The sequence below is a fragment of the Thermococcus sp. JCM 11816 genome (assembly GCF_055396515.1).
This window is the reverse complement of the sequence record NZ_AP043741.1, coordinates 362591-385598: the sequence shown is the minus strand read 5'-3', so window position 1 is coordinate 385598 and position 23008 is coordinate 362591. Positions and strand designations below refer to the sequence as shown.

Here is a 23008-nt window from a genome sequence, read left to right as displayed (position 1 = left end):
TTCTCATGAGAATTATTCCCAGAAGAATTGAAATGAAAACCTTAAGATATCCCGGCTGGAAGATGCTCTACGGCCGCAGAAAAACAGGGAAGAGCTTTATAGCAAGCAGGTTCTTAGATCACGACCTCTATTACTTTGTACAGCGAGATGGAGCCATCCTTGAGAGGAGGAGTGGTGCAAGGTTATCATATCAGGAACTGCTGAAAGAGCTATCCAAGAACCTTGGGGAGAAAACAATCGTTATTGATGAGTTCCATAGACTCCCTGAGGACTTCCTCGATTTCCTGCACGCAAACGCTGGGAGAAGTGAAAAGGATCTGGTTCTCCTCACGTCAACGCTCTGGCTCTCACTGCGGCTTCTCTCCAAAAAGGAAAGTCCCTTACTTGGGGTAGTGCTGCCGATAAAAATCGGACTTATTGACGAGAGAGAAGTTATCATCGAGCTTTCAAAGGAAGTGAGTGGAAAAGAGCTTGTGGAAGCTTCCACGTATCTTAGAGAACCTATGCTTGTTCCCCTTTACAAGCCACCACTGAGGGAGTTCATGGCTCAATACCTGTACTCATCAGGGCCGGTCGTTGAAGATTTAATCGGCGAGGCTTTCACTGAAGAAGAAATCCTGTTTTCTGAGGTTTATCGAGCGATTCTCCACGCAGTAGCGGATGGAAAGTCCAAGAGCGGCGAGATAGCGAGCTACCTGGTGTCCCAGGGACTTCTTGACTCGCCCTCAAGCATCCAGAAGTACCTCAAAGTTCTCTCCACAATGGACATCATACGGAAAGTTCCCATCTTCCGAAAACGCAGGAGGTTCAGTTACTCCATAGCATCCCCCCTGCTGGATTTGCACTTCTACCTCAGCTCCAAGTACGCGTACACCGAGCTGGAAACCCCACTTGAGTTCATAAGGAGTGCCGTTAATGAGAAAGTCCCGAGACACGTTGAAAAATACATCGAGAGCCTGCTGGGAAAGGTATACGGGCTCAGACCAGTTAGAATCGAAGAACCTGACCTTGAAGTGGACATAGCCCTTCAGGGCTTCAAGCGTCTTGAGCTAGTGGGGGAAGTGAAATGGAAGAGCAGGGTAAAGAGAGAGGAAGTTTGGAAAATCGAGGAAAAGCTTTCAAGGTTCAACTGTAGAAAAGTGCTCGTCGTTCCCGATGAAAGCGTCCTTGAGTCAGAGCCAAAAACCGTTGAAGTGCTCACCCCAGAGGATCTCTTGACTCTCGCCCAGAAAAGCCTGAGAAAGGAGCTCGGGGAAGAATGAAGCTTTCTCACTCCCCCATCAGCTTCTCTATCAGCTTTGCCTTCTCCTGGGCCTTGCGGAGATGTTCCACTGTTACCTTGGTGTATATCTGGGTAGTTGAGAGGTTCGAGTGGCCGAGAAGCTCCTGTATGGCCCTTATATCCACCCCTTCCTCAAGTAGGTGAGTCGCGAAGCTGTGGCGGAGCTTGTGTGGCGTTACCTCAACCCCAGCTTTCTGGCCGTAGCGCTTGAGGAGGTACCACACGTTCCTTGTTGAGAGCTTATCCTTCCTCCTTCTTCTGTCCTCGACGAGGAGGTATTCGCTCTCATCGGAGCGGCTCTCGAGGTAGGCCCTTATCTCGTCGGCGAGGTACTTCGGGATTGGCACGACCCTGTCCTTCGCTCCCTTTCCGCCCCTTACCACTATTAGCCCTCTGTCGAGGTCAACGTCGTCCTTTTTGAGGTTGCACAGCTCGCTAACGCGCAATCCAGCGCCGTAGAGGAGAAGAACAATGAGCCTGTCTCTCTTCCTTGTTGGCGGTATAACAGAGAGAAGCCGCTTAACTTCTTCCCTAGTGAGTGCTTTCGGCAGGCTCCTCGGGACTTTGGGAGGCTTCAGCCTCTCGGCTTCATCGTCAAGGCCCTCAAACCGAAAGTAGGCCCTCAACGCCTGGACGACGAGGTTGAGGCTCCTGTTAGAGTAGCCGTTTTTCCTCAGATGGGCAAGAAATCGGAGGGCGGAGCGGGCGTTCAGATCGCCGCCCCACTCAAGGTATCGCCTAACGTAGTAGGTGTACATCCTGATGGTATGGGGGCTTTTACCCTCAAGATCCAGATAGGTCTCGAACTCCTCAATGACCTCGTTAGGCTCACTCATTGTCCATACCCTTCAGGAGCCTCTCCAGCTCTTCCGGCTTCACCTCGGGGTTCTCAACTATGTTCTCGGTTTCCGGCTCCACGGGTTTTGGCTCTGCGGGATAAACCCTTGGCTCCGCTTTGGGCTTTTCGCTTTCAAGCTCATCCTTGACCGCGAGGCTGAGGTAAACAGTCTTGAGGAGCTCTTCTATCAGGGCATCCTCCTCGGCAAAGATGTAGCCTTGGCCGACTATTATCTTTCCGTTAAGGCCGAGCTTCTCAACGGCCAGTGCGAGAATCTTTTCGTCGGGTACGGGCTCTGCCGGGAAGAGGTTCTTCCAGGCGTCCTCTATCTTCACTGGCCTGGCCCTCTTTTCGAGGAGCTCTTTAAGGCCCTCGTTCTCGCTGGTTAGTCTCTTATACTCCGAGTATAGTTCGTCGTACTTCTTCTGAAGCTCTTCGTGCTCCTTGTAGAGGGCCCCGTACTCGTTGGCAAGCTCGTCGTACTTGCCCTTGATGTCGAGGAGCTGCTTCCTGAGCTCCATGTACTCCGGAAGAACCTGAAGACTCTTGAGACCCGCCCTTACGAGCGTGTTTTTGAGTTCCTTCCTGACGAGCTCAACATCAACGTGCTCAAGGTCGTGGCCGAGCGGGAGCTTCATCCTCTCAATGTGGCCGACCATCTCACCGAGCTCGTTGAAGAGCCTCTCGGCAAGCTCTCTTCCTACCCTGTCCGCGTCGGTCGCTATGATAAGCAGGTCCGCGCCGGCCGCGGCGCTCTTCGCTATCTCAACGTTGGTAGTCGGGATTATCGCTGATATAGTGATGTTGTACTCGCTTCCAAGGGCGAGCCCCTGGAGGGCCTTGCTTACGACCTCTACGTCGCTCGCACCCTCTACCAGAATCCTTACGTCAACTATTGCCATCTTTACCACCTAAACTCATCTTGGACATCGGGTTTAAAACCGTTCTCATACTTCAACCTCAAGCTCGGGCCTTTCGAGGACGATTTTTCCATCGGGCAGGAGTGAGATGCTGAGGGCGTGGATTTCAACGCCCGCTTTTCTGGCCCCTTTGAGGAGCCTCGCTATCTCGGGGTCGCCTTTCTCGTAAGGCCTGAACTTTTCAACACCTGGCATTGCGCCGATGAAGAATATCATGGCCCTCTTTCCAGCTTTCGACAGCTCGATGAGCTCCCTTATGTGTCTCTGCCCCCTCGTTGATGGACAGTCAGGGTACATTGCATATTCCCCTTTCTCACCGCCCCTTAGGACGGCACTCTTCATCTCGGCGTAGACATCACCGCCGGGACATTCAAAGAGGTAGTCGAGGCGGGAGCTTCCGACTTTGATCTCCTTCTTCTTTATGGAACAGTCCCTGAGCCAGGGGACGAGACCTAGCTCAAGGGCCCTCTCAAAGGCTCTTGCCTGCGTTCTGGTGTCGATCACTGCTCCTTTGCCCTCTTCATCTTCGAATGCGACTAAAACAAAGTCAGTCTTCCCCCCTTCCTTCGGAACGCAGAAGGCTTTTCTGCCAGGGATCATGAACTCTTCTAATCTTCCAGTGTTCGTTACCAATGCTTTCCTGGTCTCACCGTTTACCTCGACTAGAGCAACGAAGCGGTTGAGACGCTTAAGGAACGTGCACGGGATGACTTTAAGAGTGAGCAGTACGGGCTTCGCCATGAGTAAACCTACACCGAAAGACGTTTTTAAACCTTGGTGACAAAAAGGAACGGTGGTTCAATGATACCCGAGGAGTTCATCAAATATGCCTTCGAGGAGAGGGTTGCTGGAATAAGAAAGCTCGCAGAGGGGAAGTTCGACCCCTCGGTTTTGCTCGGCTTCACGCGGCACAACCCGGCAATAATAACCTGTGGCAAAGCAGGGCCGAACGGGTCGATCAAGGGTATTGGCTTCATTCACAAGGAGGAATATCTAGAAGAGACCCTCCAGAAGCTCCGCGAGGAGCTGAAAAAGCCCTACAACCCCAGAGATGCTCTCAACTTTCTCCTCAACGAGATATATGTGAGGGAGAAGATAGACTTCACCAAGCTGGTATCCCTTGAGCTGGCTAAAAAGCACACGTGGGCGAACATTACAGGAGGAAGCAGGGAGGCGACGGTGCTCTTCTTTACCCCACCAAGCACTTCCTACGAAGTCCGGTGTGAGGTTGAGGTGCACGAGGACGACGAGGTGTGGGAGTACACAAACGCCGTCCACGACGTCTTTCACAGGCCAAAGAAACCGAGGGACTGGAGCAAGACGCCCGCTTATCTTTTCAAAATCAAGGAGATTTACGACAATGGGGAGAAGGCGATGGGTGTGAGGATTTACCCATAATTGTGTAGGGTAGGGGAAGGGTAATAACCTCAAACTTTTATCCGGTCACTGGATAATCCAGTTGGTGGATAATAATGAAGTTCAACCATCAGTGACACAACACGTCTGTCCTCGTGGCAAAGGACTTCAGGAGAAAGTGCGACGACTGCCTAACCATCGAGGAACTGCTCTCCCACCTAAACCCTTAAATATCTCCGGCCCCACTTTTAGATGGAAATCTAAACGGAAGGTGATGGGAATGGTCGACTACGAACTGCTCAAGAAGATAGTTGAGGCCCCTGGTGTTTCGGGTTTTGAGTTTCTCGGCGTCAGGGACGTCGTTATAGAGGCCTTCAAGCCCTACGTGGACGAGATAAAGGTTGACAAGCTCGGCAACGTCATAGCCCACAAGAAGGGCAACGGCCCAAAGGTTATGCTCGCGGCACACATGGACCAGATCGGCCTCATGGTGAACCACATCGAGAAGAACGGCTTCCTCCGCGTCGTCCCTGTTGGTGGCGTTGACCCGAGGACTCTCATAGCCCAGCGCTTCAAGGTCTGGATCGACAAAGGTAAGTTCATCTATGGAGTCGGCGGAAGCGTTCCTCCGCACATCCAGAAGCCCGAGGAGAGGAGCAAGGCTCCTACCTGGGATCAGGTCTTCATCGACATCGGCACCGAGAGCAAGGAAGAGGCCGAGGAGATGGGTGTCAGAGTGGGAACCATAATCACCTGGGACGGCAGGCTTGAGAGGCTCGGAAAGCACAGGCTCGTCAGCATAGCCTTCGACGACAGGATAGCAGTCTACACCCTCGTCAAGGCCGCGCAGGAGCTCGGCGAGACCGACGCTGACATCTACTTCGTTGCCACAGTCCAGGAAGAGGTTGGCCTCCGCGGTGCTAGGGTCTCAGCTTTCGGCATCGACCCAGATTATGGCTTCGCTATTGACGTTACCATAGCGGCCGACGTTCCAGGAACTCCGGAACACAAGCAGGTCACCCAGCTCGGAAAGGGAACCGCAATCAAGATAATGGACCGCTCGGTCATCTGCCATCCAACGATCGTCCGCTGGATGGAGGAGCTCGCCAAGAAGTACGAGATACCCTACCAGTGGGACATTCTCCTCGGCGGCGGAACCGACGCAGGAGCCATCCACCTCAACAAGAGTGGTGTTCCGACTGGAGCCATCAGCGTTCCGGCGCGCTACATCCACTCAAACACCGAGGTCGTTGACGAGCGCGATGTTGACGCTGGAGTCAAGCTGATGGTCAAGGTTCTCGAGCACATCGGGGAGCTTGAGCTTTGATTCCTTACGTTCTTCCCAAATTTTTATAAGCAATCTCTTTGAGTCTTGATTTTGATATGGAATCAGGAATATTCAAAGTCCCGGCCAGATTTTCATGGGAGGCCCTAAAGAGGATAACATCAAGGCCAGACGTCCTTATAGCTTCCCTGCCGTTTCCCGGGTCGCTTGATGGAAAAACTGTCTCAATACGCCTCCCTGGGAGGGTGTTCGGTTTCGCATTCTCCGGAAGCTTTGAGATGACGTACGCCGATAACACTACAACTTACATAATGAAGTCCCCTCTGGGGCTTCTAATAGTCACCATCCAGCTTGATGGGGGTTTTCTGGTTTCTAGGGCTTCGGCCGACCTAGATGAGAGGTTTCTAAAGAAAAAGCTCCTCAAAATTGCGGAGGGCTTTGGGAGGACTGCCCTGGCGTTTTCTGAGAGCTACGAGAGAGTTATACCAAAAATAAGGCAGGAACACGGCAAGATCGTAGTATCTGACCTGAAACCTGGAGATCTGATTCATCTGGCCAGATACGTCCGTTTCTTTGGAGGAAAAGACACTTTTGAGATCGTTGGAACAGGGAAGGGGGAAATCAAGATTAAAGTGAAAGGCGGAAATCTCGAAGGGATCGAGTTCAGAGAAGATGGGAGTCTGGCAATAGTGGAAATCAAAAAACCCCTTCTCGGCGTTTCGGAGGATGAACTTTCAGACCTCGGCATCGGAGGAAGATACATCTTCAAAGTTCTCTGGGACTGAGTTTTCGGGATGAACCTCGGCGATCCCCTGACTTCTTCCATCAAAGAGCACATTCCTGTTCCTCCACAGCTCGAAGGCCAGAAACGTGGCCCCCATGAGGACACCGAGGATTATGTAGGGCGTTTTACTCGGAAGTGGCAGACCGCGGTGCCAGTTGTGGAGCAGGTAGTTCTGGTAGAGGAACAAATAGCCGAGCCACGCTATTAGCACTGCCTCCACGATGTACTCTGCTATTTTTCCCCACCGCTCTTCCATGCCCATCACGGCAAAGGTTAAAACGGGCCGGTTAAAACCCTTTCCCATGAGTGAGTACTTTCCCTACGAGAACCTCAGACCTAACCAGAGGGAGTTCATAGAACTCATCGGCGAGGCCGTCAAGAACGGCGAGAACGCGATAGTCGAAGCTCCAACGGGCTTTGGAAAGACGATCAGCGTTCTTGCTGGAGTTCTCCCCTTCGCCAAGGAGTACGGCTACAAGGTTCTCTATCTTGCCAGAACCCACAGGCAGATGGACAGGGTTATTGAAGAGCTGAAAGCCATCCATCGAAAAAAGCCCGTTTCTGGCGTCGAGCTTAGGAGCAGGAAGGAGCTGTGCCTTCACACCTACCTCAAACAGTTCACCACCGATGCATACAACGCCATGGTCGTCTGTAAAAACCTGAAGAAGCTCGGGAAGTGCCCCTTCTATGAGAACGAGAAGAAGAAAAAGGCCGAGTTTGAGGAAGTCATACGGTTTTTCCTGACCGAACCGAGCCATCCGGCTGAGATCCTCAACTACGCCGAGACGCTTGAGCTGTGTCCCTACGACCTCACCAAGAGAATAGCGGAGAAAGCCGACGTAATAGTGGCCAGCTACCTCTACGCCCTAAGTCCAAGCATAAGGGAGAGCCTGATAAGCTCCCTCGGCGTTGATTACTCCGACCTTATTGTCATCTTTGACGAGGCTCACAACCTCCCAGACCAGGCAATCTCGGCATTGAGCGACAGGTTGAGCATACACACGATAAACAGGGCAATAAAGGAGGCCGACGAGTACAGGGAGCACGAGATAGCTAACTTCCTGAGCATTCTCGGGAAGGGGCTTGAGAAGCTGTACTCGGAGAAGCTGGCAGAAAGGGACGTAGAAGAGGCCCCAGTACAGCCAGAGCTGGTGTTTGCTCACGTTGTTGATATCCTTGGGATAAACGAACGCTGGCTCGTTAAGACGCTCAACGAGATGGTTTCGGTTGGGGATGCCATAAGGGAGGACCGCATAGAGAAAGGTAAACCCCCGAGGAGCTACGTTGGTAGGGTCGGAGAGTTCCTCCTGCTGTGGCTCTCCCTCATCGGTAGAGACGACTACCTCTTCCTGATGACGCGGGAGAAGGGTATGAGCCTTGAGCTCGTTGCCCTCGACCCGTCACGGGCGCTGTCCTTCATAAAAGACGTTCAGAGCGCGATATTTATGTCCGGAACTCTCACGCCGCTTGAGGCCTTCAGGGACGTTATGGGCATTGAAAACGCCAGGATGAAGAAGTTCCCGAGGATGGTGAAGAGGGAGAACGCTCAGGTGCTTGTTGCCAAGGACGTCTCGACGAGGGGAGACGAGCGCTCCCTCCAGGCTTACAGGAAAATGGTCGACTACATAGTTGAAGCGGTAAAGCTCATTCCCAAGAACGTCGGCGTCTTTACGGCCTCCTACGAGGTTCTCCAGGGCCTTCTCTCGGCAAATCTCGACGTAAAGCTCGAGGAAACTGGGAGGGCAGTTTTCATAGAACAGCAGGGTGTCTCTTCGAGGGAAAACGACCTCATGATAGCCCAGTTCAAGGCCCACGCGAAGGGAAACGGCGCCGTTCTGCTCGGCGTGATGGGGGGAAGAAACAGCGAGGGACAGGATTATTCTGGCGACGAGATGAACGGCGTTGTCCTCGTCGGAATCCCCTATGCGAGGCCGACGCCGAGGGTGCAGGCCCAGATAAGGTACTTCGAGAAGAAGTTCCCCGAAAAGGGCCGGTATTACGGCTACTATCTCCCCGCACATAGAAAGCTCGTCCAGGCAGCTGGGAGGGTTCACCGCTCCGCTGAAGAGAAGGGGAGCATCGTAATCCTCGACTACCGCGTACTCTGGAGGAGCATAAGGAAGGATCTGCCCGACTGGATGAAGGAAACTATGAAGCCAGTAACTCTCCCGACGATGAGACTCTACCTCAAAAGGTTCTGGTCTAACGGACGGTGAACTCCTTCTCCACCCTGACCCTCGCCCCGTTCACGTAGGCGTGCTTGACTACCATGTACCTGCCCGGTGGAAGCTCAAGGGGGAGCTTCTGCTCGATCGTCTCACCTGGTATGAGTACAATCCTCTTCCTCAGGAATACGATCCCTGGGTCAAGCTTCTGCCAGTAGCCTATGAACTCGTAAAGCTCAACCTCGTTGTCGATCTCGACCTTCGTGGTGTTCGGGTTTGTTATCCAGAGGACAAGCTCGCCTTTTCGCTGCTTGACTTGTATCTCAAGCTCGACCTCTGGAGGAGAACCGTAGGGTATAATCCCAATGCTGTCGTTGGAGGGGACTTTAATTATCTTCATCGGGATAAGAATACACGCTTTTCCAGAAAAGGTTTTCGCAAGAAACAGTTGGGGTACTCGGGCAAGCTTCGGAAGGAAAAAGTAATCAGTGCATTTGCTCTGGTATCCTAACATTCAGTCTAGAGACTGAGTACTAGTTAGGGGCTTTAGAAAAAGCTCCACCAAAAGCTTGAATGTCTTCGAGAATTGGCTTAATGCAGTTAGATTCTCTTGATTGATGGACAGAGAAGTGGGGGTTTTCTTCCTTTTTAACGCCCTTCGGGTGATATGCTGTGAGTAACCCTCTTAAAATTGCTTATTAAGCGAGAATCTATCAAAAGGGAGCGAGGATGCAAGACATTAACTTTTCAAACAGGTGAGTTAGAAGAGTCATGAACATTTCGTCATCCGTTTAGGACGCTTGAACATTAGTGAAAGCGGCGCTGAAACTTTGCTTTGCAAAGTTTCATCAAAGTTCGTGGTTCTTGATTAGAAGGTGGTTCTAGGAAGATTTTCATTCACAGGAACTCACTGCATGAGTGTGAATTCAATTTTAGTAAGGGTTCTCGATGTGAGTTTGCTTTTTAATCGACGCCCGTAGGGCGTCAAGGGGAGAAAACTCCCTTTAGAAGGCCAAAATTGGGAAATTCATTAATGTTTAGCTTGAGTATTTTGAAAATCCTTGTGGTGGAGCAATTCTAAGAAGAACCACGAGCCTTGATCAAACTCAATGGAACTACCGTTCCGTGCGTTGAAGCGGAGCTTCAACGTCGCGCAGGAAACTTTTGGAAAAAGCTTCACCAAAAGTGTTCCCTTCTCCTTGAGCTCGCCTGTTAAGGAGTAGTGTATGCTCTACCAGAAAGCAAGTTCGCTTGGGTTTACTCTCAAAATCTCTCATTAATTGTGATTTCAGTTTTCTTTTTAGCGCTCGAAGAGCGCTATACTGTGGGGAAATCCTGTAAATCTGGCAACTCGATAAGTAAACCCACTCAAAAACTAGCTCATTAAAAAAGCATACTCATCTTCCGCTAGCGCTTTCGCAAGAAAGGGCTGCTGTGGTGCCGGGGCGGGGCTTTGAACCCCGGACCTCTCGGTTTCTCAGGCTCCCCCGAAGGGGAGCGGCCCTATGAGCCGAGCGCTCTGACCAGGCTAAGCTACCCCGGCACTTCCCGAGCGCTCGTCCTATACCTCAAGGAGGGCATTTTTAAATCTTTCGGCGTCACCAATAGTCGCCGTACGCGTACTGCCACGTGAGCCTTCTCCTGATGGCCTTTCCGTAGTAGTAGCCTATCGCGATGCCCGCCAGCAGGCCCCCGAGATGGGCGTAGGCATTGACCCCAGGAAGGACGCTGTTTATCAGGAACAGGAAAAAGGCGTTCATCATGGCTGCCTGCATATTTCCACCGACGACACCGCTTATCGTTATCAACGCTCCGACTATTCCGAAGAGAGCACCGCTGGCTCCCGCGCTGACAGTCATTGGGGGCTTGAGGAAGAGCGTCAGGACGTTTCCGACAAGCCCAGAGGCGATATAGGTCATCACAACCCTCCTCGGGCCGAGAACCCTTTCAAGCTGTCTCCCCATCGTCAGGAGAAAGTACATATTGAAGAATATGTGGATTATGTTGACGTGCACGAACATCGCCGTGAAGAGCTGCCACCAGTAGCCGTAGTTGAGAACCGCGTAGTTCCACTGACCGAGGAGTGCCAGGACGCTGCTCCTTATGCTCAGAAAGTTCCCGCCGCTCAAAACTGCCTCGACAACGTAAACGACGACGTTGATTAGGAACAGCGTGAAGGTTGCCCGCCCGTAGCGGTGGAAGTAGTGCTCAAGGCTCATCTTTCATCGCCTCCAGGATGGTGTTCAGGAGCCTCTCGTTTGCGACGGCTATTATGTTGGTTTTCTCAGTTGCGCTGAGCTTGACTTCGAACTCCCTTCCCCTTTCGTCCGTTACTATTCCGCCTGCTTCCCTCACAAGGAGGACTCCAGCTGCAACGTCCGTCGGCCTAACGTAGTTCCTTATGTCAAAGACCCCATCTAAGGAGCCCCTCGCAACGTAGGCAAGCTCCACCGCTATCGCCCCGAGCACGCGGACTCGCTTCACCTTCTTCACGAGACCGAGGCATCTTCCCCGGGTATAGAAGCTCAGGGCTTCCTTCCCCGGTTCGGGTTCGTTCACCCTTATCCTCTCTCCGTTGAGGTACGCACCTTCTCCGGGCTTTGCCTCATAGAAGTTCTTAGGCAGGAACTCATAGATTGCCCCGTAGACAGGCTTCTTCCCCTTGAAGACCCCCAGGCTGAAGGCGAAGATTGGTATCCCGGCCGAGAAGTTGTAGGAACCGTCCAGAGGGTCGACGACAACGGTGTAGTCACTCCCGCTGTCAACCGTCCCGACCTCTTCGCTGACGACGTTTACTCCGAGAGGGACGAGCCTCTTGAGTATTATGTCCTCGGCGACCTTGTCCACGTACTTTGTTACGTCTCCGCTCACGTTAGTCCCAACGTTCTCGCCGGCTTTTTTTGTCCCAAAGAGCGGCATTATTTTCTCTTCAAGCTCCTTGGCAGTATTCAGCGCTATCTCACTCCAGTTAAACTCCATAATATCACCCCAGTAAGGCTATAAGCAGGTTTCTCGTCCCAGGCCCAAAACCGAGGACGAATATTGCCAGTTTGACGAAATTTATCAGCTCGGGGTCTTCATCTTCCATCATCCGGTCGAGTATGTAAACGACTGGAATCAAAACCAGCAGTTTTTCCAGATACATTACTGCAGGTGTGCTCGTTAGGTCTATGAGCGTCCTTGCGAGGACGTGCTGCTCCCAGAAGCCGAAGAACTGGATTCCGACAAAGGTCGTGGTCGCGTCATAAAAGTGGGTGTAGAACAGAACTTTGTTGTCGGCTATTAGCCTGAACTTCTTCGCCAGAGCCCAGATAAAGGCCTCGGAGACAGCAAGGCTCGGGACGAAGTACTTGAAGTACTCCCATCTGACAGAAAACTTCCCCCAATTGATGATGATTATGAAAACCAGCCCTCCCACGAGCACCCAGCCGAAGTCGCGGTATATCAGGTAGAGCCTCTCATCCGGGCCAAGGTGTCTCCACACTGCAAAGAGGGAAGCTATCGCAAAGGCCGCTATGACGAAGTAGCCTCCAGGACTGACTGTAAGGTAAGTCCTCGGAAGCAGGCCCTCATCTGTTATAGCCCTCATCAGCGGGCCGAGGACTATGTAGGGCATCAGGGAGAGGAAAAAGCGGTCGTCTATCCTTATCCCCATCCTCTTAAGCATTCGGTAGAGGAGAAGAACCATTATTCCAAGAATTACCGCGTAGACAAGCGTGTTAACAGGGTTGTAGCCCTGGTTGTATTTTATCGGCTCCACAAAATACCTGTAAAAAAACTCCCCAACTCCCATTCGACCACCGTAGGAAGTCTTCCGATAGCCTTAAAGCTTTTCCCACCAATAGTTTTTCGGCGGTAAAAATGGAGAGAAGGATTCATCTCATGCAGCTCCCGAGGGAGGTACTGTTGGGCGAGAACCTCACGGGAGAAGTCGTTAGCGTTGCCAAGAGGATAGGCCTTACTGGAAAGGCGCTCGTTATCTACGGCCCAAAAACGAAGGAAATCGCAGGTAAGGATGTGGAGGACGCGATAAAATCCGCGTATGAGGTGAGCTCCCTCACCATCAGAAAAGGCGCAACGATGGAGGAAGTCGAGAGAACGATTGAAAAGATCAAGGACGAAGGCATTGGCTGGGTGATAGCAGTTGGCGGCGGGAGCATAATAGACGTCGCCAAGCTCTCTTCATTCAAAACGGGCGTTCCCTTCATAAGCTTTCCAACAACCGCTTCTCACGACGGCATAGCGAGTGCGAACGCTTCAATAAAGGACCTCGGCTCAAAAACGTCCGTGAAGGCCGTTCCACCAGTTGCCGTCATTGCCGACGTCAAGGTCATCAAAACGGCACCCTACCGCTACTTAGCGGCTGGCGTTGGGGACACGATAAGCAACTTAACCGCTGTGAGGGACTGGCAGCTTGCCCATAGAATCAAAGGTGAATACTACAGCGAGTACGCGGCTTCCCTCTCGCTCATGAGCGCCAAGATGGTAATGCGGAACGCCGATATAATCCGCCTCGGAAACGAGGAGTCCGTCAGGAAGGTCATCAAGGCGCTCATCTCCACCGGTGTGGCCATGAGTATAGCCGGGTCTTCAAGACCAGCAAGCGGCGCTGAGCACCTCTTCAGCCACGCCCTAGACATGCTCCTCGATAAGCCCGCCCTTCACGGCGAGCAGACGGGCCTCGGGACGATAATCATGGCCTACCTGCACGGTATGAAGTGGGAGCGCGTTAGGGAAACCTTAAAGAGGGTCGGCGCACCTACAAACGCATACGAACTTGGGATCGACCCCGAGGTTATAATCGAGGCGCTCACCATAGCCCACACCATAAGGCCCGAGCGCTACACCATCCTCGGAAAGGACGGTCTAACTCGGGAGGCCGCTGAAAAGGCCGCTAAAATCACGGGAGTGATATGATCATCCATCAGGAGGTGTTGAAAGTGGCCATAATCACGTTAGTTGGGGAAAAGCTCGCAAAACCGGGGGTTGAGTTCATATTCTACGGTCCGGCCGAGCCCTGCAAGACCTGCAAGCTCGCGGGCGTTTGTGTCGGCAACCTTGAGCCTGGAAGGCGCTACAAGATTCTCAGGGTAAGGAGCATGCCTTCCCACTCCTGCCCGCTGCACGAGGGAAAGGTCAGGGTAGTGGAGGTGGTCGAGCCGAGCATAGAGGTGGCAATAGAGCCGAGGCTTGCAGTGGTGGGCTCGGTGATAACGCTGAAGCTCGAGGACTGCCCCGACCTGGACAAAAGGGATCTTTTCAAGCCGGAGGGGCTCTTTGACGGGGACAGCGTGAAGATAATCGAAATAACTGGGGAAGTCGAGTGCAACGGCAAGACATACAAGATAGCCAAGGTCATGAGGAAGAAGGAGTGAGTTATCTCTTCTTACATTTTTTGCTTGAAATGAAGAGAAAAGAGGACTTCAGCTCCACGTCTCCGCTATGACGTCGTGCTTGTGGATGCTCTCGTTGCTGATGACCCTCACGTGGATTCTGCCCCTGAAGCGCTCCTTGGCCTTTGCGAATATCTCCCTGGCCACGTCCTCGACGAACTTCGGGTTGGCGAACATTCCCTGGACGACGGCGTTCTCGTCCACAGTCTTTAGGAGCGTGTAGGTCGGGTGGCTGAAGGAGCTTTCGACGACGTCTATCATCTCCTCAAGTGGAATCTCTTCCTCAAAGGGTGCCCTTATCTCCAGCTCGCCGATGGCCCTCTGGATGTGGGTCTTGCCGTTGTTGTTCGCCATGGCGTGCGGACAGGCCGTGTTTCCTATCACCCTCACCCTGAGAACCTTCTCGAAGGAGCCGTCCTCATTCTTTATGACGCCGACCTCGACGTCGTAGGGTTCGTAGCTGGTCTTTTTACTGGCCGGAGTGATCCTCGGGATTATGAGGTGCGTCTTGATCCAGACCTCCGCCCTCTTATGCGGGTGTTTTCCTTCGAGCCTCTCTATGACGGACTTTCCAAGCTCCTCTAGGGAGCTGTGGACTTTTGCCACTTCCTCCTCGACAGCTTCGCTCATAGCTTCTGTTATGCTCTCCACGAGCCTGCTCATGTGGATGCCCTTCTTCTCGGCCGGCACGTCTATGGTTACCTCTATGAGCGGAAGGAATGTGTACTCCCTTCCCTTCCAGTTTATCTTGGCGACCGTCCTTAGGTTCGTTATGCCGACCCTTCTTAGAGGCTCTCTGATTTCGGGAACTTCTTCCTGTGTCTCGACGAACATTCTCTCACCCGACTGGAGTAGGCCTGCGGGTTTTTAAACCTCTCCCGAAGAGCAGAGGCCGAGGATGAAAGACTTCAGGTTTTCGGCGGTGTCCTCATCGATAACTACCGAGTTCTTCCTCAGCAGGATTTCGTCCCCTATCATCGAAAGCTCGTACCCGAAGACCCCCACCCTCGTCCCGTCGAAGAACTCAAAGGTATCCTCCGGGCGCGCGCTAAAGAGGTTTGGAATCCAGTGGTTGTAAATTCCCTCGAGCCGCGGGTAGACTAGGAGAACTGGAACTCTTTTTGCCCCCAAATACTCGCTGACAAGGCGGGAGTACGTGTAGGCCTGATAAAGCTCGTCGCTCTTCCTAACGAGTTTTCTATGGGCCCTATTCTCTCCCCTGTGATACACGTAGAGGTTTCTGTATTTTACCTCAACGACGCAGGTTCCTTCGTCAGTGCTGACCACTATGTCTGGAAGGGGGTTGCCCATCATGAAGAGTGCGCCAAATCTAGCCTCGATTTCGCCCGCGTTTTTTATGACGTGGGGCAGCTGAACCTGGAATCTCACCTCTGCTTCGTTGTCGAGGACGGTCTTCAGCGTCCTGTAAACGAGCGTCTCAAAAAGCTCATCCATCCTGATGAACACTCCTGGAAGGAACTTCCTCGAACCTCCCGCGGCCAGCCCGAAGTACATTACCCGTGCCAGCCTGAAGACCGTTCTGAACCTCTCGTTGAGGTGGTTGAAGGAAACTTTCCCGAAGTCGCCGGGTTTTGGGTCACCCACGTCCCTGAAGAGGTCGAGAAGTATTCCTCCGACTTTCCTCGTCTCACTCAGGCGGGCAGACTTTACGGCGACTTCCAGGGCACCCTTTAGAACCCTGTTGAGGGGATTGTCCTCAAGAAGGAATGAGTACCTGACGGGCAGGTCGGCCTTCCATGCTGGCCTCCGGGCGAGTTCATTTACAAGGATTCTGCCGCGGACGGTCTGGGAGCTTTCCTCAATCTCCCCGTATTCGTAGTAGAGTCCTCTGGACAGCGCTCTGGAGAGCATGAGGACGTAGAGATACTTGAAAATTTCGTCCAGCGCCTTCTGCCTGCCGTATTCAAACACCAAGGCCCTAATTTCGCCCGGCTCAAGACCCATCTGGTAGTACATGTTGAAGAGCTGAAGGAAGAACAGCAGAGAGCGGCCGTCCTCCCTGTCGTACCTGAAGGGCTTTGGCAGTACCTGCACAAGCACAATCCCGTCATCGCCCAGGTAATAAGCGAATCCCACACTCCCATGGGTCTTCAGGTGGTATTCATCCCTTCTCGGATCGTAGGTGACTGTAAAGACCGGACTATCGCCGCCATAGAGGGAATTCACAGCCTCGGCGAACTTCATTAGTTCTCTTTCCCCTGTCTGAAGCCCGAGTTTCTTCAGTTCTGAGAGGGGCCTGTTCTCAAACTCGTAGAGGGTTACGACTCTGAAGTCCCTCATTTCTCTGTCACCAGCTTGCGGAGGGCTTCAATGAACTCGTCGTCGTCCATCTCGATTATACGCCCTTTCTCGTCTATGAACCCGAACCCCGGCAGGGAGCGCCTTATTGCCTCCCAGTTGCCGTAGAAGTATTCCTGGAGAAGAGGGAGTATCTTGTAGTAGAAGACGTCCTTGAGTGCCTTTGCCCTCTCCTCCGGCTTAGCCTTTATGACCTCCCTGAAGTAGCCGTGGCCTATCGTGTAGTCCTTCCCCCTCTCTTCCTCGATGACCCTGTTGAGCGTCGAGAGGAGGTGCTGAAGGTTTACACCGCCGACTTCGATATCCCCGAGCTCCTCAGGGCGAGGCAGTATCTCAAGGAACGCAAAGCGCCTCCTGAGGGCCATATCCAGGAAAGCTATGCTCCTGTCCGTGGAGTTCATGGTTCCAATTATGTAGAGGTTGGGGGGAAGGGCGAAGGGCTCTCTGGAATACGGCAGGGTTATTTTTGTCTCGTACTCCATTCCGAGCCTTTTATCGGGATCGAGTAGGGTTATGACCTCACCGAGGATCCTTGAGATGTTTCCCCTGTTTATCTCATCTATTATTAGGTAGAACTTCCCGCGGGGTTTGAACTCGCCCTTTCCTGTTTGAAGGTATTCAAGGACGGCTTCCTTTTTCTTCTTGTAATCGGCCTCTCCCTCGTCCGGGTGGAGGCCGCGGAAAATCGCCTCGACTGCAAGCCTCTTTAAAATGCCGTCCTCAACGACATAGAGCAGTTTGCCCTCCTTTTCAACGGGCCTAAAACCTTCAACGAAGTCCTCATAGCTGTACGACTGGTGGAACGTAACGACCTCAACCTTATCGGCATCTTTTGAGAGATCCAGGGCAAGCTTCGTTTTTCCTGTTCCAGGGGGTCCGTAGAGAATTACGCCGCCGAATCTTCTGAGAACCTCCTCAAGCTGGGTGAACTGGTCGTAAGTAATGTCCCCCTCCCCAGGGGCGGCCTGCGTGGAGACGTAGGAGTATAGATAGTTCGAATCCGGGCGAACGTAATAGTAGAACCTGCCGCTGGCGCTTACTTTTCCAGAGGATTTGCCCAGAACGAGAACGTCTCCGCTCCTAGATATTCCCGAGAACTTTGGGTCAAAGGCTTCTGGGTTGTACCTGCCGAAGACTGTTCTGTCCACAATGTCATCCAGTTTTAGAGAGCCCTTTTGAAGGAGGTCTTCGTACGTGACAAAGCCCCCGTACAGATAGCCCCTGAACTGGCCTATAAGCAGGAAAAGGCCCTTTTCGGTGAACTTCGTGAACACGAGCTCTCCCGGCAGGGGAATTATCTGCGCTTTCTTGGATGTGAGGATGTAGAGCTCCTTCCCGAGCTTCGTCCCGAGGACCGCTATTGGCTCGTTGTCCCTCAGTACGATGTCCCCTATTGCGCCTTTTGTCGGGGGCGCTGGGGAATGGGCCGAAATCGTCTCTACTCCGTCCCAGAATTCAATCGGCGAATAATATGGGTGAGGCGGATAGTTTATCCTCCCTATCCGGAGGGTGGGGTTTTTCATCCCGGGCTCTTTGAAGGTGTGGAGTATGTAGATTTCATCTTCGGTGTCATGGATGGCATGGAAAAAGGCGTAGCCTCCCTGAAGGCGAGGTATGAAGACTGTCTCAAGGTCGGCGGGGGCACTGAAGTCGAGTCTCATGTCGCCAAATATAACAACCCTCTCCATGTTGGTCAGGCTCACGTAGATGGGAAGCCTTGAGAAAGTTACCCTTAGGGCGTGCTCTTTTGGGTTTTCATCCTGAAACGGATAGAGTGCTATTTCCCCAGTACCGCACTTCATAAACACAGCCACGTTTTCAACGCCCGGAAAAACGACAACGTCCTCCTGGCAGGGAATCCCAACCCCACTCTTCCACCCTAGAAGAGGGTTCCCCTTCGTATCAAAGATGTGGAGAAACCTGGAGTCGTAGTCGTCCCTTATGAGTACCGAGAGGTATTCCCCGTTCTCTGAAATTCTCATGTCCTCTATAACGTAATCAACGTTGCTGCCCTCGTATTCTTCCCTGAGGCTTTCAGCTATTTTTTCCAGAGCGTTTTCGGAAATCTCAAATCTGCCCACGTGAACCACCGAGGTAATGTGGGGCAACTCCTATATAACCATAACTGCCCTCAGTGGTTTGGAAAATCACTCCCCTCGAAAAGAAGAGTAAGAAGTGGTGTACAAATTTGCCAGGTAGTAGACAGTCCTCAGAGGTATTCCGAGCTTTCTGCTGATCTCTTTCATAGGCACGCCCTTCCGGGCCAATTCAACGACCTGTTTTATCGTTTTCTCATCGTACTTCTTTGGCCTGCCCCTCGGATAGCTCTCTGGCAAAAGCTCCACCCCAAGCTGATTCAGGGCCATGATGACTTTTTGAGACACCTTAGGGTAAAGGCTTGGCGGACACGTGATTTTCCTGACGTTAGGCGAGCGCTCTAGGATTTTGACGACTACCTCCTTTGTTGGTCGGAGGTTCACATATACCTCGCTCACATCCTCGTTCAGGGCCTCATCCAGCTTCCTGATGAGTTCTGAGTACGTCTTCGCCTTTACCCTGACCTTCATTCAATCACCCCTGGAGCAGGGCGAGGAACTGCTTGGCCTTGTCGCTCTTCGGCATGAACTTGTCAAACTTCTTCGCCTCTTCCTTGGTGAACAGGACGTTTGCAAGGCCCGATATCACGAACTTCTTCATGGCCTCGGTAAGCTCGTCCTCGGGAATTCCCAGTATTTCGGCAACCTTCTTCTCGTCGTAGTGGCTTATGCCGTAGAGTAGAACTCCTCCGAGGAGGTAGTTGGGAACCCCGCTGAGGTCCTTCTTCCTTCCAACGAGCTGTTCCTCCATCTCGCACTTTCTTATGATGTAGAGGCTTCCCTGGCCTGTTTTGAAGTTTGGATCCCACCTAAAGGGCAGGTCGAGGATTGAGTAGTGGCAGTCGAGACAGCTCTTTATCCCCGGGAAAACTCCGAGGGTTTCCCTGTCTGCTGGCGACGTGAGGAAGTAGTAGCGGAATATGTCGAGTCCCAGCAGTTCGGCGCCCTTTTCGGGATTAAATGAGGCATAGGCCAGTGCCAGGTTGTCCACCGTGTAGTGGTTGTTTATGAGCACTCCCCTCGTTTTGACGAGGCTGAGAACCCTCCAGCGGAAGCGCCTTCCGAACTGCTTCCTCAGCTCGGCCTCGATGTCTGCATCGGCGGGAAGGCTGACGTGGGCCTTTTTCAGGCGGTTGTTCTCAAAGTACTCCACCTCAAGCCTTATGCTCCTGGTTTTAACCATTCCCTGTTCCCTGAGCCTGCCCTTGATCTCCTTGAAGGCGTCCCTCACGGAGAGGCTCTCCCTGGCGAGGAGCTTGAGGACGTCTCCCGAGTACGCCAGGTAAGGCAGTATCTCCACTCTCCCGATGCTGTAGGGCTTTCTGGTGGCCTTCACCTTCTCGTCCTTTATCTCGGTCGCCTTTATCTCACTGCTCCCCCTCTTGAAGGTGTAGTTGGCGTCGAGAATAGCTAACGCGATTTTGTGGGCCGTTATCGCCGAGCGGAGCCTCTCCAGGGCGAGCGTCCTGTAGTGCCTCTTTCTGTAGAGCCACTGGAGGTGTGGATCGCGGTTTTTCCTGTCTCCCATCGGTACGGAGGGGCCTCCCTCACCAACTCTGCGCTCAAGCTCCTCCTCAAGCTCCTCAAGGAGGGAAAGGTTGCGGTTTAGAGTCAGGGCTAACCTGACGGGGTCAAAGTCCTGGAAGAGCTCGCCCAGGTCTATGCCTATATCGTCCAGTATCTTGTTGACCTGGGCGACGAGTTCTTCCGTCGTCGTCATGGCAGGAGATCACCGTTGTTTATCTTTTCTGGGAGATACTCCTTCGCGACGAACTCGAGGGACTTGTTGGCTAAAGCCTGCTGTTCAATCCTCACTCCCCACTTGAGGGCGAGCTGGAGCTGTCTCTGCCACTCCTTGTTCTGGAACCAGGGGTAGTTCATCTCCTCGAGGATTCTCTTGTAGTCTCCCGTTGGGCCGCCCTTCTTGTTCGGTGGAATGCCCTTGAGCTTCTCGGTGACGTTCTCAAGGCCGTACTTCTTGATGTCGTCCATGGTCATGCCCACGAACTTCGATTCAGGAGTTGCCAGCTTGTCGCTGAGGTAGGCGAGGTTGATCGAACCCTGCTTTATGGTCGAGTATATGTACCAACCGTAGGGGTCGCCATCGGTGAAGACAATGATGGGCAACCCTTCCTCGTAGTGTAGTCTGTGGATAAGTCTCCTGACACCACGTGAGGCCTGTCCCTGTGTGGCTATTATGAGGGCGTTCTCCCTCTTCGGGAACTTTTCCTCGATGAGACGGTCGGCCATAGCCGCTGTCTCGACGACTAAGGCGTAGTCAACGTTTATCTCCGGGAACTGGATGTGCTCCACCGTTCCTGGAACGGCCCATCCACCGCTTCCGAGCCTGCTCGCGTTGAACTCGTCTTCCCCATCGCGGATGACGATGTCGCCGTAGATGTAACCGCGCCTGTCGGCGGTTATGTGCATCTCCTCCCTCAAAACGCCGAACATTCTCTCAAGGTCTTCGATGATCGGGTCGCTCTCGCTCTGGTCTTCGAAGGTGTTCTCCCTCGTTCCAGGAATGGTGTGCTTGTTGGCGTAGTAGGCTTCACGAAGGCTCGCGTGCTTGCCCTCACTCACGAGCCTCTTCACGTAGGCCATTATGAGGAGCGTCTGCATGAACTTTCTCGCATGGGCAACGTTGAGGAAGTAGCGCCTCGAGAGCTTGTCGCCCATCTTGATGAGCCTCGACTTTTCATCAAAGTATACGTTGCTCAGCCCGCGCATCGGGATGTCGAAGTGGGGGTTTTTGCCTGCTTTGATGTCCTCAAGGATCCTCCTTGCGTGCTCGTCGAGCATCTTCAGGACTTTCCTGGGGTCGTAGGAGAACTTCTCCTTGGGCCTCTCCCTCTGGATTTTGCGCTTAGGCATTCTCGGCCACCTCCTCGGCTGCTACCTCTTCAACCTCCGCGCTTGCAAACTTGCTCTCGATAAACCTGATGAAGTACTCCCTAATCTTCTCCTCGGGTTCTCCCGTCAGTATGCTTAAGGCCCTCGCTATCTCAGGGACGTACTTCTCGAAGGTCTTCCTTCTCTTTACCTGGGCCAGCTTCCTGTGCTTGCCGCTCAGGTAGGTCTGGAGCCTCCTCGCGGCGTCCATTATTGCTAAACGTATCTCGTTGTAAATCTCGTCAACGCTCGCTATGCTCTGCTTTCCTGTTCCAGTGTAAGGAACGTGGACCGAAACGACGTTTATCATGAGGACGAGCGGTGCCCTGTCAAGGTCGTCTATTTTATAGCGCTTCCAGTCTATAGAGCGGGCCGCCTGGGTTGTCACACACGAACCTGCATCGAATAGGAGCGGCACCCTGTTGGCGTAGCGGTAGAGGTCGAAGCCAGCCGGAATCTCGCCGCCGTACGCTATTCCAACCTCGACCTGGAACGGGATACCACCTGAGTAGACTTTTGGCGGTCTGGTGACAGCTGTCACGAACTCCGGTTTGAGGATTCCCTTAAGGCCCTTCTCGATGTTCTCCTCGCCGATGGGCCTTAGGCCATGAGTTGGGGGCGCCAAGAACTTCATGTACTTGAAGGCTTCGACTATCTCCTCAGCCTCGTGCCAGGTGAGCTTCTCGGGCGGCTTCTCCATCATCTTGGCGACCTGCTTGACCACCTTGGTGTAGCCCTTGAATGCCCTGAGAACGGCCTTGACGTGTCCCTCCATAAGCTTTTGGTAGTACTGCTCCTGGAGCTTCTTGTCCTCCACCGTCTTTATCAGCCTGAGGGCCGCGATGTACTCGATGAGTTCATCAACCTTCTTGTCGCTTATCCTCGAGAACTCGCCGATGAGGAACCTTCTGACGGTGTTCCTCCTCGTCTTCTTGGCCAATCTGTAAACGTCATCGGTGAGGACTCCCTTCGGGTGGGGCTTCATCTCGACCGGCGGTTCCGGGATGTAGTCGCTCGACCTCGGAAAGACTATGAGTTTTCCGTCCGGTTCAATAAGCTCGATGTGGGCGTGGGGGTTGGCTATAGCCGTTAGCTTGAGGTACCAGAAGACACCCTGCTTGGAGCGCATGTACTTGACGTTCTTAACTTCGAGCTCTATCCTCGTCCCGCGCCAGCCCTTCGGGTTTGGATGCTTCTCCTTCTTGACGATTTTACCCTCGTTCTTGTCAACGTCTATCTTAACCCATGCCTCGATTATCTCGTCGTTTCCGGTTGATGTTATTACCCTCGTTGCCTTTCCGCTCGTTATCTGGGCGAACATAACGGCGCCGCTTATACCGATACCCTGCTGACCGCGGCTCTGTATGTTCCTGTGGGCTTTAGTTCCAGCGAGCATCTTTCCGAAGACGTGAGTTATGTACTTCTCCGGTATTCCAGGCCCGTTGTCTTCAACTACAACCTTGTAGTGCTCGTTTCCGAGCTCCTCTATTTCAACTCTAACGTAGGGCGGGATTCCTGCCTCCTCACAGGCGTCGAGGGAGTTGGTTACCGCCTCGTGGACAAGGGTCGTCAGCGAGCGGACCTTGCCCGTGTAGCCGAGCATTGCGGCGTTTCTCCTGAAGAACTCGCTGACGCTCTGAATCTTAAACTCCTTGAAGAGCTGGTTAGCCTCGGCCAT

General features: G+C 53.0%; 22 protein-coding genes and 1 tRNA gene. 7 read left to right on the top strand and 16 right to left on the bottom strand.

All coding sequences use genetic code 11. The annotated features are described in order from the left end of the window. Positions 1 to 5 precede the first annotated feature (5 nt). Positions 6 to 1262, top strand: coding sequence for an AAA family ATPase (locus ACZ5TN_RS02170; RefSeq protein WP_011249727.1), 1257 nt, complete (start codon positions 6 to 8; stop codon positions 1260 to 1262). Between the two features lie 7 nt (positions 1263 to 1269). Here ACZ5TN_RS02170 and xerA read toward each other — a convergent pair whose 3' ends face one another. Genes xerA through sfsA form a run of 3 tightly spaced genes read right to left on the bottom strand, consistent with a single transcriptional unit; the run spans position 1270 to position 3781 of the window. Next, positions 1270 to 2118 (bottom strand): site-specific tyrosine recombinase/integron integrase, encoded by an 849-nt coding sequence (gene xerA, locus ACZ5TN_RS02165; protein WP_464917023.1) that lies wholly within the window; start codon positions 2116 to 2118, stop codon positions 1270 to 1272. After that, positions 2111 to 3022, bottom strand: a complete 912-nt coding sequence (locus ACZ5TN_RS02160) for a toprim domain-containing protein (RefSeq protein ID WP_464917459.1) — start codon at positions 3020 to 3022, stop codon at positions 2111 to 2113. Before ACZ5TN_RS02160 ends, xerA begins: the two co-directional genes overlap by 8 nt. 45 nt (positions 3023 to 3067) lie before the next feature. Further along, positions 3068 to 3781, bottom strand: a complete 714-nt coding sequence (gene sfsA, locus ACZ5TN_RS02155) for a DNA/RNA nuclease SfsA (RefSeq protein WP_464917022.1) — start codon at positions 3779 to 3781, stop codon at positions 3068 to 3070. A 36-nt stretch (positions 3782 to 3817) separates the two neighbouring features. Between sfsA and ACZ5TN_RS02150 the strand changes: the two genes are divergently transcribed. The 3 genes from ACZ5TN_RS02150 to ACZ5TN_RS02140 all read left to right on the top strand — a co-directional run bounded on the left by ACZ5TN_RS02150 (position 3818) and on the right by ACZ5TN_RS02140 (position 6466). Then, positions 3818 to 4438, top strand: coding sequence for a hypothetical protein (locus tag ACZ5TN_RS02150; protein ID WP_464917021.1), 621 nt, complete (start codon positions 3818 to 3820; stop codon positions 4436 to 4438). 238 nt (positions 4439 to 4676) lie between these two features. Continuing rightward, positions 4677 to 5723, top strand: coding sequence for a M42 family metallopeptidase (locus ACZ5TN_RS02145; RefSeq protein ID WP_464917458.1), 1047 nt, complete (start codon positions 4677 to 4679; stop codon positions 5721 to 5723). A 56-nt stretch (positions 5724 to 5779) separates the two neighbouring features. Further along, on the top strand, positions 5780 to 6466 hold the full coding sequence (locus tag ACZ5TN_RS02140; protein WP_464917020.1) for a hypothetical protein: 687 nt from the start codon (positions 5780 to 5782) through the stop codon (positions 6464 to 6466). Here the strand turns inward: ACZ5TN_RS02140 and ACZ5TN_RS02135 are convergent. Further along, entirely contained in the window at positions 6416 to 6727 is a 312-nt protein-coding gene (locus ACZ5TN_RS02135; protein WP_011249734.1) for a hypothetical protein, read from the bottom strand. The two genes, ACZ5TN_RS02140 and ACZ5TN_RS02135, sit on opposite strands and share 51 nt — an antisense overlap. 40 nt (positions 6728 to 6767) lie before the next feature. Here ACZ5TN_RS02135 and ACZ5TN_RS02130 point away from each other — a divergent pair, with 40 nt between their 5' ends. Beyond that, the gene (locus tag ACZ5TN_RS02130) at positions 6768 to 8681 is read left to right on the top strand and encodes a helicase C-terminal domain-containing protein (RefSeq protein WP_464917019.1); all 1914 of its coding nucleotides are present in this window, start codon (positions 6768 to 6770) and stop codon (positions 8679 to 8681) included. On the opposite strand, the gene ACZ5TN_RS02125 is transcribed toward ACZ5TN_RS02130, so the two are convergent. The 5 genes from ACZ5TN_RS02125 to ACZ5TN_RS02105 form a co-directional block, all read right to left on the bottom strand. Beyond that, positions 8668 to 9030, bottom strand: coding sequence for a hypothetical protein (locus tag ACZ5TN_RS02125; protein WP_464917018.1), 363 nt, complete (start codon positions 9028 to 9030; stop codon positions 8668 to 8670). The genes ACZ5TN_RS02130 and ACZ5TN_RS02125 overlap by 14 nt on opposite strands. Positions 9031 to 10065: 1035 nt before the next feature. Then, positions 10066 to 10173: transfer RNA gene (locus ACZ5TN_RS02120), tRNA-Met, on the bottom strand. A 55-nt stretch (positions 10174 to 10228) separates the two neighbouring features. Beyond that, on the bottom strand, positions 10229 to 10849 hold the full coding sequence (locus ACZ5TN_RS02115) for a rhomboid family intramembrane serine protease (RefSeq protein WP_464917017.1): 621 nt from the start codon (positions 10847 to 10849) through the stop codon (positions 10229 to 10231). Beyond that, complete coding sequence (locus ACZ5TN_RS02110) at positions 10839 to 11609, bottom strand: bifunctional fructose-bisphosphatase/inositol-phosphate phosphatase (protein ID WP_464917016.1); 771 nt, start codon at positions 11607 to 11609, stop codon at positions 10839 to 10841. Before ACZ5TN_RS02110 ends, ACZ5TN_RS02115 begins: the two co-directional genes overlap by 11 nt. A 4-nt stretch (positions 11610 to 11613) precedes the next feature. Next, positions 11614 to 12423 (bottom strand): DUF63 family protein, encoded by an 810-nt coding sequence (locus tag ACZ5TN_RS02105; RefSeq protein WP_464917015.1) that lies wholly within the window; start codon positions 12421 to 12423, stop codon positions 11614 to 11616. 68 nt (positions 12424 to 12491) lie between these two features. On the opposite strand from ACZ5TN_RS02105, the gene ACZ5TN_RS02100 reads away from it, so the two are divergent. Then, on the top strand, positions 12492 to 13547 hold the full coding sequence (locus tag ACZ5TN_RS02100; protein WP_464917014.1) for an NAD(P)-dependent glycerol-1-phosphate dehydrogenase: 1056 nt from the start codon (positions 12492 to 12494) through the stop codon (positions 13545 to 13547). Further along, positions 13544 to 14005, top strand: coding sequence for a UPF0179 family protein (locus ACZ5TN_RS02095; RefSeq protein WP_173254059.1), 462 nt, complete (start codon positions 13544 to 13546; stop codon positions 14003 to 14005). The genes ACZ5TN_RS02100 and ACZ5TN_RS02095 overlap by 4 nt, the downstream gene beginning before the upstream one ends. 48 nt (positions 14006 to 14053) lie before the next feature. On the opposite strand, the gene ACZ5TN_RS02090 is transcribed toward ACZ5TN_RS02095, so the two are convergent. The 7 genes from ACZ5TN_RS02090 to top6B are packed head-to-tail and all read right to left on the bottom strand — an operon-like array spanning position 14054 to position 23008. Further along, positions 14054 to 14857: a GTP cyclohydrolase IV gene (locus tag ACZ5TN_RS02090; RefSeq protein ID WP_054839802.1), complete on the bottom strand. Its 804-nt coding sequence runs from the start codon at positions 14855 to 14857 to the stop codon at positions 14054 to 14056. Between the two features lie 33 nt (positions 14858 to 14890). Next, complete coding sequence (locus ACZ5TN_RS02085) at positions 14891 to 16324, bottom strand: McrC family protein (protein WP_464917013.1); 1434 nt, start codon at positions 16322 to 16324, stop codon at positions 14891 to 14893. After that, positions 16321 to 18432, bottom strand: coding sequence for an McrB family protein (locus ACZ5TN_RS02080; protein ID WP_464917012.1), 2112 nt, complete (start codon positions 18430 to 18432; stop codon positions 16321 to 16323). Before ACZ5TN_RS02080 ends, ACZ5TN_RS02085 begins: the two co-directional genes overlap by 4 nt. A 57-nt stretch (positions 18433 to 18489) precedes the next feature. Then, a complete protein-coding gene (locus ACZ5TN_RS02075) occupies positions 18490 to 18909 on the bottom strand; it encodes a DUF1699 family protein (protein ID WP_464917011.1) in 420 nt (139 codons plus the stop codon). Between the two features lie 4 nt (positions 18910 to 18913). Further along, positions 18914 to 20158, bottom strand: a complete 1245-nt coding sequence (locus ACZ5TN_RS02070; RefSeq protein ID WP_464917010.1) for a DUF530 family protein — start codon at positions 20156 to 20158, stop codon at positions 18914 to 18916. Then, positions 20155 to 21312 carry a DNA topoisomerase IV subunit A gene (locus tag ACZ5TN_RS02065; RefSeq protein WP_011249749.1) on the bottom strand — a complete coding sequence of 386 codons (1158 nt, stop codon included), beginning with the start codon at positions 21310 to 21312 and terminating at the stop codon, positions 20155 to 20157. The genes ACZ5TN_RS02070 and ACZ5TN_RS02065 overlap by 4 nt, the downstream gene beginning before the upstream one ends. Then, positions 21305 to 23008, bottom strand: a complete 1704-nt coding sequence (gene top6B, locus ACZ5TN_RS02060) for a DNA topoisomerase VI subunit B (RefSeq protein WP_011249750.1) — start codon at positions 23006 to 23008, stop codon at positions 21305 to 21307. Before top6B ends, ACZ5TN_RS02065 begins: the two co-directional genes overlap by 8 nt.